Here is an 11,686-nt window from a genome sequence, read left to right on the forward strand (position 1 = left end):
CGGCCCGGAGGCGCCACGCACGCTCGCCGGCCTGCGCCTGCAGGCGGCGCGCCGGCTGGTCGCCGCCAACCCGGGCATGACCTACAGCGGCGAGGTGCCCGAGCCGCTGTTGGCCATCCCGGTGCTGGAGGTCGAGCTCAACGCCGATGGCAGCGTGCGCCGTATCGAGGTGCTGCGCGAGCCGCGCCAGGCCAAGGACACCATCCAGCTGTCCATCGATGCGGTACGACGCGCGGCGCCGTTCGGCGACGTGTCGAAGCTGCCCCGGCCCTGGAAGTTCACCGAGACCTTCCTGTTCCGTGACGACCGCAAGTTCAAGCCTCGTACCCTCGATTCCTGAACGCTGCCGGCATGGCCACGGGCATCGGCCCTTCTTGGGCACAATGCCTGCATGTTCTTCACGCTGCCGACTCTCCTGACCTGGGCGCGCATCGTCGCGATTCCGCTGATCGTCGGCGTGTTCTACCTCCAGGTGGCGCCATCGATGCAGAACCTGATCGCGACGGTGCTGTTCGTCGTGGTGGCGCTCACCGACTGGGCTGACGGCTACCTGGCCCGCAAGCTGAATCAGACTTCATCGTTCGGCGCCTTCCTCGACCCGGTGGCCGACAAGTTCCTGGTCTGTGCCGCGTTGCTGATCCTGGTACAGCTCGACCGCGTCAACGCGCTGGTCGCGCTGGTGATCATCGGGCGCGAGATCGCGATCTCGGCCCTGCGTGAGTGGATGGCGCAGATCGGCGCGTCGCGCAGCGTCGCGGTGCACATGCTGGGCAAGCTCAAGACCACCGTGCAGATGATCGCGATCCCCTTCCTGCTCTTCGACGGCCATCTGTTCAGCGTGATCGACACCCACCTGTGGGGCACCGTCCTGATCATCGTCGCGGCGGCGCTGACCATCTGGTCGATGGTCTATTACCTGCAGAAGGCCTTGCCCGAGATCCGGGCCAAGGTGCGGTGATGCAGCCCGCCCAGCAGCGCGCGCTGTTGATCGGCGCGATGCCGGCGCTGTTCGTGCTGATCTGGAGTACCGGCTTCATCGTTGCGCGCTACGGCATGCCGCATGCCCCGCCGCTGAAGTTCCTGGCCTGGCGCTTCGCGCTCTCGGCGCTGTGCTTCGTGCTCTGGGTAAGGGTGTCCGGCGCGGCGTGGCCTCAAGGGCGGGCGCAGTGGAGACACCTGGCCGTGACCGGCGTGCTGATGCACGCGGGCTACCTGGGTGGGGTGTGGGCCGCGGTGCGGTTGGGCATCGGTGCCGGCACCGTGGCACTGATCGTCGGCCTGCAACCGGTGCTCACCGCCGTGTGGATCAGCCGCACCGGATCGCTGTCCGAACGGGTGTCGGCCCGGCAGTGGATCGGCCTGGCGCTCGGCTTCACCGGGCTGCTGCTGGTGGTAGGTCACCGGCTTGGCAGCGGCGAGGTCACGGTAGCGAACCTCGGCCTGGCGCTGTTCGCCTTGCTCTGCATCACCGCCGGTACGCTGTACCAGAAGCAGCATGTGGCGCGTTGCGACGTGCGGACTGCCAGTGCCGTGCAGCTGCTGGCGGCGCTGGCCGTCACACTGCCGCTCGCGCTGCTGGAGCCGGCGCCGGTGCAATGGCACCCTCAACTGCTCGGTGCGATGGCGTGGTCCGTCGTGGTGCTGACGCTGGGCGGCAGTTCGCTGCTCTACCTGCTGATCCAGCGCGGCGCCGCGACGGCGGTGACCAGTCTGCTCTACCTGGTGCCACCTTGCACCGCGCTGATGGCGTGGCTGCTGTTCGGCGAATCGCTGTCGCTGAGCGTGCTGGTCGGGCTGGCCCTGACGGCGGCGGGCGTCGCGTGGTGGTTCGTGCGACGCGAAGCGACGCATGAGTGGGGCGACCTGTGCCGTCGCGTCCACAAGGTGTCCCGTCGGGCCTGCAGCGTCGACGTGAGCCGAGGCGCCGAGCCCCGCCCGGTGGGCGATCTACATGGGGGAATACGCATAGAATCGCCTTCCGCGCTTGACACCCCGCAGGCTCACCGCTGTAATGATCCGCAGTCCCAGCGGCCTTCCGCAGCGCGTCCCACCGGGCTGGGTCCCGCACCTTCCACCGTAGACAGAGACACCTTTCAAAGGGGGTACCTTTCGTGAACAAGACTGAACTGATCGAACACATCGCCAAGCAGGCCGACATCTCGAAGGCCGCTGCCACGCGTGCGCTCGAGGCACTGATCGGCGGTGTGCGCACGACGCTCAAGAAGGGCGGCAGCGTATCGCTCGTCGGTTTCGGCACCTTTGCCGTGACCAAGCGTGCAGCGCGCAGTGGGCGCAACCCGCGCACCGGCGATACGATCAAGATCAAGGCGGCCAAGGTGCCGAAGTTCCGTCCGGGCAAGGCCCTGAAGGACGCACTCAACTGAACCAAGTCAGGCTCGGGTGCTTAGCTCAGCTGGTAGAGCGGCGCCCTTACAAGGCGTAGGTCGGGGGTTCGAACCCTCAGCACCCACCACCCCGGAGTCGACATCCTGAGACGGCCACGACCGCTTCGATAGAATCCGGCAGCAGCGCTCTCCCCAGAGCGCGCAAGAGAGCCAGTCCAGCAAAGGCGAACCCAGGTTCGCCTTTGTCGCATGTGGGCCGACACAGATCGATCTTCCGAGGCCATCGATGTTTGAATTCGTTCGTTCGCACACCCGGCTGTTGCAGTTCATCCTGGTCCTGCTGGTCTTTCCGGCCTTCGTGTTCTTCGGGGTGCAGGGTTACACCGGCATGAGCGAAGGCAATACGGTCGTCGCCAAGGTTGCAGGCACCTCGATCACGCAGGCCGAGTGGGATGCGGCGCACCGCAATCAGGTCGAGCGCCTGCGGGCGCAGTCCCCCGGTGTCGACCTCAAGCTGTTCGATACGCCCGAGGCGAAGCAGCGCACGCTGGACGCCCTCGTGCGTGAGCGTGTGATGCTCGTCGCGGCTGACAAGCTGCACCTGACCGCCAGCGACGAACGCCTGCAGCGGGTGTTCGCCAGCGATCCGCAACTCGCCTTCCTGCGCAAGCCCGACGGCAGCCTGAACGCCGACGTGCTTGCGGCGCAGGGCATGAGTGCCAGGCAGTTCGAGCAGCAACTGCGTCAGGATCTGGCGATGCGTCAGGTCCTGCAGGGCGTGAGTGGCACGGTGCTGGCGCCGAGCCGTCCCACGTCGACGGCGCTGGATGCGCTGCTGCAGCAACGCGAAGTGCGCATCGCGCGCTTCGAGGCTCAGAAGTTCGTGACGAAGGTCAACGTGACCGACGCCGACATCGAAGCCTATTACAAGGATGGCCGGCACGCTGCCGAATTCGAGACGCCGGAGCAGGCGTCGATCGAGTACCTCGTGCTCGACCTCGATGCCATCAAGTCCGGCCTCACGGTCAGCGACGACGATCTCCGCAAGTACTACGAGGAGAACGAGAGTCGCTACGTCGCGCCGGAAGAGCGCCGCGCCAGCCACATCCTGATCAAGGCCGAGAAGGGCGCGTCGGCCGAGCAGCGCGAGAAGGCCAAGGCCAAGGCCGCCGCCTTGCTCGCCGAGGCGCGGAAGGACCCTGCGAAGTTCGCCGAACTGGCCAAAAAGAATTCGGAAGACCCCGGCTCTGCGGTGCAGGGCGGCGACCTGGACTTCTTTGCGCGCGGTGCGATGGTCAAGCCCTTCGAGGACGCCGCGTTCGCGCTGAAGCCGGGGCAACTGAGCGAGGTGGTGGAAAGCGATTTCGGCTACCACGTGATCTTGCTCACCGCGGTGCGGGGCGGCGAGAAGAAGGCTTTCGAGTCGGTCAAGGCGGAGATCGAGAACGAGGTGAAGCAGCAGCTGGCGCAGCGCCGCTACGCCGAAGCGGCAGAGATTTTCAGCAACACCGTCTACGAACAAGCCGACAGCCTGAAACCGGCGGCCGAGAAGCTCAAGCTCACGGTGCGCACGGCGTCCGGCGTGGCGCGCACGCCGGCGCAGGGGGCGACCGGCGCGCTCGCCAGCCCGAAGTTCCTGGAGGCCCTGTTTGCCGCCGAGACCCTGCGCAACAAGCGCAACACCGAGGCGGTCGATCTGGGTGGCAGTCAGTTGGTGGCCGGCCGCATCGTCGACTACACGCCGTCGCGCAAGCTGCCGCTTGCCGAGGTGAAGGACCGGGTGCGGGAGCGGGTGGTGGTCGAGCAATCGGCGGCATTGGCGCGCAAGGAAGCCCTGGCGCGGCTCGCCGCCTGGAAGGGCGGCGCCGAACCCGAGGGTCTGGAGCCCGCGATGACGGTCTCGCGCGGCCGGCAGCAGGAACTGCCGCCCGCTCTGATCGATGCGGTGATGAAGGCCTCGCCGGCGCCGTTGCCGTCGTGGACGGGTGTCGATTTCGGCGAAGAGGGTTACGCGGTGGTGCGCGTCGACAAGCTGCTGCCGCGCGACGCGGCGGCTGGTGACGACAAGCGGCTGCAGCAGCAATACGGACAGATCTGGGGCGCGGCCGAAGACGAGGCTACTACGCGGCGCTGAAGGAACGATACAAGGTGAAGATCACCGGCGTTGCGAAGAGCGCCGACGCCGAGCAGTCCGGCGCTTCGCGCTGAAGCTCTCCGCTATAATGCACGGCTCTGCGGTGGCTGTAGCTCAGTTGGTAGAGTCCAGGATTGTGATTCCTGTTGTCGTGGGTTCGAGTCCCATCAGCCACCCCACCTGATCACAAACGAAGGCGCCGTCTCGCGGGCCTTTCGTTTTTCTGGCGGCGAAGAAGAGTCCGTGCGGCTCAGCGCGGTTTGTACTGTTCGGTCCCGAACAGCATCTTGCGCGACTGCTCGTCGACCAGCGGCTTGCGCTGTTGAGCCAAGACCTCGACGCCGCGCTGCACCGCGGGGCGTGCGGCGATCTCGTCGAACCAGCCCTTGAGGTGCGGGTAGTCGTTCCAGTCGATGCCCTGATTTTTCCAGGAGCGCAGCCAGGGGAAGATCGCGATGTCGGCGATGCTGTAGTCCGACCCCGCGATGTACTTCGACTTGGCCAACTGGCGATTCATCACGCCGTAGAGGCGCTTGGCCTCGTTGGTATAGCGGTCAATCGCATAGTCGATCTTCTCGGGTGCGTAGACCCGGAAATGGTGGGTCTGGCCGAGCATCGGCCCGACACCGCCCATCTGGAACATCAGCCACTGCAGCACCTCGTACTTGCCCCGCACGTCGGCTGGCAGCAGCTGGCCGGTCTTGCCGGCCAGATAGAGCAGGATTGCGCCGGATTCGAACAGCGAGATGGGCTTTCCGTCCGGGCCATCAGGATCGACGATCGCGGGGATCTTGTTGTTCGGGCTGATCGACAGGAAGGCGGGCTCGAACTGATCGCCGGCGCCAATATCGACAGGAAATGCACGGTATGGCAGCCCGCACTCCTCGAGCATGATGTGGACCTTGTGCCCGTTGGGCGTGGCCCAGGAATACACTTCGATCATCGTCAGAGCCCTCGGTGGGTGGCAGCCGCTCCGACGGACGGCTTGTGGGCACTCTATTCGATCGCACGGACCCATGCTCGACTCCTTCAAGCGCTGGATAGACGGCAAGCGCGGCGGCCCGGACGGTCGTCTCCTCCAGACCTGGGCCAAGCAGCGTGGCTTGGTCTTCAAGCGCGTGCGCAACGGTGAAGGCGTGGTGCTCGAGGGCGAGATGCACGGGACGCCGTGGCGCATGGAATGGGGTACGCCACAGCGAGCCTATCTGCTCGATCGCGAACTGCGCCTGCGCATGGACCTGGGTCTGCCGCAGAGCCTGCAGATGATGGTGATCTCGCGCGTGCTGGCCGAGGAGCTGGAACAGGCCGCCTACGCGCTGTTCACACAGGACATGCAGACACAGATCGACTCCGGCATGCCGGAGGAAATGCGCTGGCTGGCGATGTTCCCGAAGACGCAGTTGGCTGCGCTGAAGATGCTGCGCAATCGCTACACGACGGCATCGAATGCCGCGGCACCGCTGGCGGTGTGGCTTGACAAGGATCTGGTCGGCCAACTCGAGGCCGCCCGGCAAGGCTGGCTGGGTGAAGAGGGCCCGCTCGTGCTGATGACGCTGCGGGGCAGGCTCTACCTGCGCATCGAGTCGGTGCAGCCAGACGCTGCGCTGCTCGATGGCGTGATGGCGCTGTTCGAGGCGGCCGCCCGCGGCGCGCTGGCAGCGGCCGAAGGCGCGTCTTCGCAGACGCAGTGGCCGAGCACCAGCACCACGGCCTGGCAGAGCCACCTGCCTTCGCACTACCCGGCGGAGGCCGGGCTCGGCGACAACCGCCGCTGAGACAGCCGCGCCCTGGGGCTGGCTTCAGGCGGCGGCGTACTTGCCGAGCTCGAGCTTGGCGATCGCGTTGCGGTGCACTTCGTCGGGGCCGTCGGCAAAGCGCAGCGTGCGCGCCAGGGTGTAGAAGTAGGCGAGCGGAAAGTCCTCGCACATGCCCGCGGCGCCATGTGCCTGCATGGCCCAGTCGATCACCTGGCAGGCGAGGTTGGGTGCCACGACCTTGATCATCGCGATCTCGGCCTTGGCGGCCTTGTTGCCCGCCACATCCATCATCCACGCCGCCTTGAGCGTCAGCAGGCGCGCCATGTCGATCCGGCAGCGCGCCTCGGCGATGCGCTCCCGCGTCACGCCCTGGTCGGCCACCGGGCGGCCGAAGGCCACGCGCGCACTGGTGCGCCGGCACATCAGCTCGAGAGAGCGCTCAGCCAGCCCGATCAGCCGCATGCAATGGTGGATGCGTCCCGGCCCCAGGCGGCCTGGGCGATCTCGAAACCGCGGCCTTCGCCGAGCATCAGGTTGCTGGCCGGAACGCGCACGTTGGTGAAGGTGATCTCGCAGTGGCCGTGCGGGGCATCGTCGTAACCCAATACCGAAAGCGGCCGCAGCACCTTGATGCCCGGCGCGTCGCTGGGGATCAGGATCATCGACTGCTGGCTGTGTCGCGGCGCCTCCGGATCGGTCTTGCCCATGAAGATGTAGATCGCGCAACGCGGGTCGCCCGCGCCCGAGATCCACCACTTGCGACCATTGATCACGTAGTCGTCGCCCTGGCGCTCGATGCGCGACTCGATGTTGGTGGCATCCGACGAGGCGACGTCCGGCTCGGTCATCACGAAGGCGCTGCGGATCTCGCCGCGCAGCAGCGGTTCGAGCCAGCGCTTCTTGTGCTCGGCGCTGCCGTAGCGCACGAGCGTCTCCATGTTGCCGGTGTCGGGTGCCGAGCAGTTGAACACCTCGCTGGCCCAGGGCACGCGGCCCATGATCTCGGCCAGCGGCGCATATTCCTGGTTGGACAGGCCGGCGCCGTAGTTGCCCGACGTGCGGTTCGCCCCGTCGGCGCTGTCGGGCAGGAACAGGTTCCAGAGGCCCTCGTCGCGCGCCTTGGGCTTGAGCTGCTCGATCACCTGCAGCGGCGTCCAGCGCTTGCCGGCGCGCGTGTTGGCTTCGATCTCGGCCCAGTAGGCGGCCTCGGCCGGGTAGATGTGCCGGTCCATGAAGGCCGTGAGGCGGGCCTGCAGGTCCTGCGTGCGCGGCGAGTAGTCGAAGTCCATGCGTGTCTCCCTGAGGTCGGTGCCGTTGCGCAGGCAGCGCGGGCGGCCCGTGTCGGCGATCGTGGCGTCAGCGCTGCCGTTGTGCGATCGCCCAGCCCAGTTCGGCTAGCGGTCGAGCGCCGGCAGCGGCCTGTCGGGCCTGCTCGCTCGCGGCGGTGCCGTCCAGCACACGCTTGGCGATGCCCTGCAGGATGCCGGCCATGCGGAACAGGTTGTATGCCAGGTAGAAGTTCCAGTCTGTCACCAGCGCGTCGGTGCCGCCGCGGCCGGTGCGTTCGCAATAGCGCTGCATGTACTCGGCTTCGGTCGGGATGCCGAGCGCCGCGACGTCGAGCCCGCCGATGCCGCGGAAGGTGCCGGGCGAGATGTGCCAGCTCATGCAGTGGTAGCTGAAGTCGGCCAGAGGGTGTCCCAGCGTCGACAGTTCCCAGTCGAGCACCGCGACGATGCGCGGCTCGCTCGGGTGGAAGATCAGGTTGTCGAGCCGGTAGTCGCCGTGAACGATGCGGGTCTGGGATTCATCGCGTGCGCTGGCCGGGATGTGATCCGGCAGCCAGTCGATCAGGCGCTCCATTGCGTCGATCGGCTCCGGTCCGCCGGGACCCAGAGAGGCCTGGTACTGGCGGCTCCAGCGTCCGATCTGACGCTCGAAGTAGTTGCCGGGCTTGCCGTAGCCGGCCAGACCGCAAGCGGCGTAGTCCACACGGTGCAGCGCCGCGATCACGCGATTCATTTCGTCGTAGATCTCACCACGCTGCACGGTGGTCATGTCGGGCAGTGCCTGGCTCCACAGCACGCGGCCCTCCACGTACTCCATCACGTAGAAGGCCCGGCCGATCACCGATTCGTCCTCGCACAGCAGGTGCATCCGGGCCACTGGTACTTCGCTTCCGGCGAGTGCTCGCATCACCGTGAACTCGCGTTCGATCGCATGTGCCGACGGCAGCAGCTTCGCGACCGGCCCCGGCTTGCTGCGCATCACGTAGCTGCGCTGAGGGGTGAGCAGCTTGAAGGTCGGGTTCGACTGGCCGCCCTTGAATTGCTCGACGCTGAGCGGACCGCGGAAGCCGTCGAGCGCGGATTCGAGATAGGACTGCAGTGCGCCAACGTCGAATGCGTGCTGCGAGGTGACGGGTTTCGTTCCGGACTGGGCTTCCATGGGGACTCGGATTCAGTTCATCGTTCGGCGATCGCGAGCAGCAGCTCGCGCGACAGCACCACCAGGCGCGTGGGCTCGATGCGCACTGCGCCCTCGCGCTCGAAGCCCTTGAGTTCCTGATTCACGCGCTGACGCGACGCGCCCAGCAGCTGTGCGAGGTCTTCCTGCGCAAGTTGCAGCCCGATGCGGATCTCGTCGCCTTGCGCGATGCCGTAGCTGCGAGCCAGCAGCAGGATCTGCTTGGCGAGTCGCGCCGAAAGGGGGCGCGTGTTGAGATCCTCGACCAGGTCGTAGGCGAGTCGCAGCCGGCGGCAATTGAGCCGCAGCAGGGCCTCGTAGAGCTCGACGTGCTGCGCGAGCAGCTCCTTGAAATCGGGCCGGCGCACGACCAGCAGCGTGGTGTCGCCGTGCGCGTTCGCATCGTGCGTACGAGGCAGTCCGTCGAACAGCGAGGTATCGCCGAGCCAGATGCCCGGCTCCGCGTAGGTCAGCGTGACCAGCTTGCCCGAAAGCGAGACTGAACTGATGCGCACGGCGCCGGCCGCGACACCCCACCACTCGTCGGCGGCTGCGCCCCGCGAGGTCAGCATTGCACCATCGGCGACCCGGCGTACCGTTGCTCGCGCCAGGATGGCCTGTCGGAGCGCAGGAGACAATTTGCTGAACCACGGGCCGGCGTCGATGTGCTGTTGTTCGTCGAGTGTAAGAACGGGGTTGTGCATGGCTTGTCCCTGACGTGACAGCATCGTGGAAGCTGTACGTTCGATTGTCCACATGGCAATCCATGGCCGCGGAACGCGCGGCTCCGGTGTCAGCCTCAGGGGGCCAGGCGCAGATACTGCGCCAGCACCTTTTCCATGGTGGTGTACCGCTCCTGCTCGTGCAGCCACTGCGTCGGTGCGAGGTTCACCGCGCGCACGACGGCCTCGTCGCCGAGTCCGATGTCGAGCACGTTGATGCAGGCCGGCTGCTGCTCGAGGCGGCCGAAGAAGGCGCGCTGCCCGGCCAGCGCCGTCGAGAGGAGGGCACGGTTGACCCCGCCGTGCAGCACCAGCAGCAGACATTGCCAGTCGTCGCGCGCGCACCAGGCGTCGAAGGCCGGCAGCACGCGGTCGAGCAGTTCGCCGATCGACTCACCGCCGAGGAAGCGCTGCTGCTCGGTCTCGCTCCCGCCGCGCCCCTGGAACGCGCCCAGAAAGGCCTGCTCGACCTGGTCGGCCGGGATGTCGGCGAGTCGACCTCCGCGGATTTCCTGCAGCGCCGCCTCGTGGTCAAGCGTCAGCGCCTGGCCCGATGCCGACAGCACGCGCTGCGCCGTCTGCACCGTGCGCGGCAGCCCGCTCACCAATACCCGGTCGAAGCGCACGCCGCACTGAGCGAACAGCTGCCCCGCGGCGTCGGCCTGGCGTTCCCCCTCGGCGTTGAGCGGCACCGAGTCGGGCGCCACTGGCGTGCCGTCGGGGAGGAAGTAGTCGACCGATCCATGCCGCATCAGGTAGAGGCGGCGCCGCGCCCGGGGCAGCTTCATCGGGAGGGCCGGTCAGCGCGAGCGCGGCCCGCGCTTCTTGGGCAGCGTCTCGGCCCCTTTGATGTGGGACAGGGTATCGGCAAAGTGAAGACCTTCGGCATTGAGGTGCTCGTTCAGAGCCAGTCCGCGGGCCTGGTTCACGAGTTCCTTGGTGGCGGCCAGCACGTTCGGCGCGCAGGACGCGAGCTGACGGGCCAGCCGAGTAGCTTCGGCCAAGGCCTGGCCGCTGTCTGTCACGCGATTGACAAGTCCCCAGGCTTGCAGCTCGCGCGCGGACACGGGCTCGCCGAGCCACAGCAGCTGCAGTGCCAGCGCGCGCGGCAGCGCGTGCGCCAGCAGCCAACTTCCGCCGCCGTCGGGCGACAGTCCGGCCTGGCCCTGCGACATGGTGAAGCGCGCGTCCTCCGCGGCGACGATCAGGTCGCAGGCCAGCGCCAGCGAGAAGCCGGCCGCCGTCGCTGCCCCTTCGACGGCGGCAATGACGGGCTTGGGGTGCGCACGCAGGGCCTCGACGAAGGATCGCAACGCATGCAACTGGTGCGCCGCGGCATCGCCGGGCAGGATCTCCGCGTCGTTCGCCAAGCGCTGGAGGTCGCTGCCCGCGCTGAAGTGCGCGCCTTCACCGACCAGCACCGCCGCGCGAACCGTGTCGTCGGCTTCGGCGACGTTCAGCGCCTCGACGGCCGCGGTCAGGGCCTGCGGCACCAGGGCATTGCGGCTGGCCGGATCGCTGAAGGTCAGCACCAGGGTGTTGTCGCGTCGCTCGGTGCGCAGTTCTGCGGTCATCGTCGGCTGCTGCGGTCTCGGGGCAGGCGAGAATTGTGTCACGCACCGTCGCCGAGACCGTGGCAGCGGGCCACCGGAGTCGGTGTATTCGGGCGCTCCTCTGCGGATTGGGCCGGTCGGCTCCATGCTAGAGTCCATCGCGGTCGGCAAAAGAAGAGCTATGCATCTCAGCACGCGAAAACTACTGATCGGTGTGAGCCTGTGCGCGTTGGCACAGGGTGTCGTGGCTGTCGGTTTCGGAAAATTGCCGGACTCCACGACGCTCGGGCAACCGCTGGAACTGAAGATTCCGCTGCGGGTCGACGCGGGCGAGGATCTGCGTCCCGAATGCCTCAATGGCGAAGTCCATTTCTCCGACAACCTGCAGCAGCCCGGCACCACCTCGCTGCGGCTCGAACCCGCCGAACCCAGCGCAACCGAGCGCGTGCTGCGGCTTGCCACCACCACGCGCGTCGACGAGCCGGTCGTGACGGTGCAGATCACGGTCGGATGTGCCTCCAAGGTCACACGCCGCTTCACGCTGTTCGCGGACCCGCCGCTGATCGCCCCCGCCGAAGTGGCCGCCCCAGTTGCGGCCGTTGCACCGTCGGCACCACCTGCTCCGGCGGCCTCCGCAGCGAGCCGCCCCGAAGCCGCGCCCCCGGATACCGCGCCGATGCCGCGTGCCGCCACACCGCGCACGCCGGCG

11 protein-coding genes, 2 tRNA genes and 2 pseudogenes are annotated in these 11,686 nt (G+C 67.4%); 9 read left to right on the plus strand and 6 right to left on the minus strand.

What is annotated here, in order from left to right; genetic code table 11:
- The 7 genes and pseudogenes from Y694_RS24930 to Y694_RS15845 form a co-directional block, all read left to right on the plus strand.
- A partial coding sequence (locus tag Y694_RS24930; protein ID WP_036234187.1) for a hypothetical protein occupies positions 1–340 on the plus strand: 340 nt, incomplete at its 5' end.
- A 51-nt stretch (positions 341–391) separates the two neighbouring features.
- Complete coding sequence (pgsA, locus tag Y694_RS15820; protein WP_011829553.1) at positions 392–958, plus strand: CDP-diacylglycerol--glycerol-3-phosphate 3-phosphatidyltransferase; 567 nt, start codon at positions 392–394, stop codon at positions 956–958.
- Positions 958–1,821 (plus strand): annotated as a pseudogene (locus Y694_RS15825) (DMT family transporter); the annotation flags it as partial. The gene pgsA and the pseudogene Y694_RS15825, both read left to right, overlap by 1 nt.
- A 290-nt stretch (positions 1,822–2,111) precedes the next feature.
- Positions 2,112–2,384, plus strand: coding sequence for an HU family DNA-binding protein (locus tag Y694_RS15830; RefSeq protein WP_011829551.1), 273 nt, complete (start codon positions 2,112–2,114; stop codon positions 2,382–2,384).
- A gap of 14 nt (positions 2,385–2,398) precedes the next feature.
- A tRNA-Val gene (locus tag Y694_RS15835) sits at positions 2,399–2,473 on the plus strand.
- A gap of 158 nt (positions 2,474–2,631) precedes the next feature.
- Complete coding sequence (locus tag Y694_RS15840; RefSeq protein ID WP_310732261.1) at positions 2,632–4,479, plus strand: SurA N-terminal domain-containing protein; 1,848 nt, start codon at positions 2,632–2,634, stop codon at positions 4,477–4,479.
- Positions 4,480–4,582: 103 nt separating this feature from the next.
- Positions 4,583–4,658: transfer RNA gene (locus Y694_RS15845), tRNA-His, on the plus strand.
- A 71-nt stretch (positions 4,659–4,729) separates the two neighbouring features.
- Here the strand turns inward: Y694_RS15845 and Y694_RS15850 are convergent.
- Positions 4,730–5,422, minus strand: coding sequence for a glutathione binding-like protein (locus tag Y694_RS15850; protein ID WP_036234190.1), 693 nt, complete (start codon positions 5,420–5,422; stop codon positions 4,730–4,732).
- 73 nt (positions 5,423–5,495) lie between these two features.
- On the opposite strand from Y694_RS15850, the gene Y694_RS15855 reads away from it, so the two are divergent.
- The gene (locus Y694_RS15855; protein WP_051495829.1) at positions 5,496–6,254 is read left to right on the plus strand and encodes a hypothetical protein; all 759 of its coding nucleotides are present in this window, start codon (positions 5,496–5,498) and stop codon (positions 6,252–6,254) included.
- Positions 6,255–6,278: 24 nt separating this feature from the next.
- Here Y694_RS15855 and Y694_RS15860 read toward each other — a convergent pair.
- The 5 genes and pseudogenes from Y694_RS15860 to Y694_RS15880 form a co-directional block, all read right to left on the minus strand.
- Positions 6,279–7,525, minus strand: a pseudogene (locus Y694_RS15860) (acyl-CoA dehydrogenase family protein).
- Positions 7,526–7,592: 67 nt separating this feature from the next.
- On the minus strand, positions 7,593–8,684 hold the full coding sequence (locus tag Y694_RS15865) for a phosphotransferase (protein ID WP_011829547.1): 1,092 nt from the start codon (positions 8,682–8,684) through the stop codon (positions 7,593–7,595).
- Positions 8,685–8,701: 17 nt separating this feature from the next.
- Positions 8,702–9,406, minus strand: coding sequence for a Crp/Fnr family transcriptional regulator (locus Y694_RS15870; protein ID WP_011829546.1), 705 nt, complete (start codon positions 9,404–9,406; stop codon positions 8,702–8,704).
- Between the two features lie 95 nt (positions 9,407–9,501).
- Positions 9,502–10,212 carry a histidine phosphatase family protein gene (locus tag Y694_RS15875; RefSeq protein ID WP_036234193.1) on the minus strand — a complete coding sequence of 237 codons (711 nt, stop codon included), beginning with the start codon at positions 10,210–10,212 and terminating at the stop codon, positions 9,502–9,504.
- A 12-nt stretch (positions 10,213–10,224) separates the two neighbouring features.
- A complete protein-coding gene (locus Y694_RS15880) occupies positions 10,225–10,998 on the minus strand; it encodes an enoyl-CoA hydratase-related protein (protein WP_036234196.1) in 774 nt (257 codons plus the stop codon).
- A 160-nt stretch (positions 10,999–11,158) separates the two neighbouring features.
- Here Y694_RS15880 and Y694_RS15885 point away from each other — a divergent pair.
- The coding region (locus Y694_RS15885; protein ID WP_036234199.1) for a hypothetical protein at positions 11,159–11,686 on the plus strand (528 nt) is incomplete at its 3' end.

This window comes from Methylibium sp. T29-B, from assembly GCF_000576225.1.
Taxonomy (GTDB): domain Bacteria; phylum Pseudomonadota; class Gammaproteobacteria; order Burkholderiales; family Burkholderiaceae_C; genus Methylibium; species Methylibium petroleiphilum.

Excerpts from the sequence above, each read along its gene's own strand:
- pgsA (WP_011829553.1), top strand. The coding sequence starts at position 392 with ATGTTCTTCACGCTGCCGACTCTCCTGACCTGGGCGCGCATCGTCGCG.
- Y694_RS15840 (WP_310732261.1), top strand. The coding sequence starts at position 2,632 with ATGTTTGAATTCGTTCGTTCGCACACCCGGCTGTTGCAGTTCATCCTG.
- Y694_RS15850 (WP_036234190.1), bottom strand. The coding sequence starts at position 5,422 with ATGATCGAAGTGTATTCCTGGGCCACGCCCAACGGGCACAAGGTCCAC.
- Y694_RS15855 (WP_051495829.1), top strand. The coding sequence starts at position 5,496 with ATGCTCGACTCCTTCAAGCGCTGGATAGACGGCAAGCGCGGCGGCCCG.
- Y694_RS15865 (WP_011829547.1), bottom strand. The coding sequence starts at position 8,684 with ATGGAAGCCCAGTCCGGAACGAAACCCGTCACCTCGCAGCACGCATTC.
- Y694_RS15870 (WP_011829546.1), bottom strand. The coding sequence starts at position 9,406 with ATGCACAACCCCGTTCTTACACTCGACGAACAACAGCACATCGACGCC.
- Y694_RS15875 (WP_036234193.1), bottom strand. The coding sequence starts at position 10,212 with ATGAAGCTGCCCCGGGCGCGGCGCCGCCTCTACCTGATGCGGCATGGA.
- Y694_RS15880 (WP_036234196.1), bottom strand. The coding sequence starts at position 10,998 with ATGACCGCAGAACTGCGCACCGAGCGACGCGACAACACCCTGGTGCTG.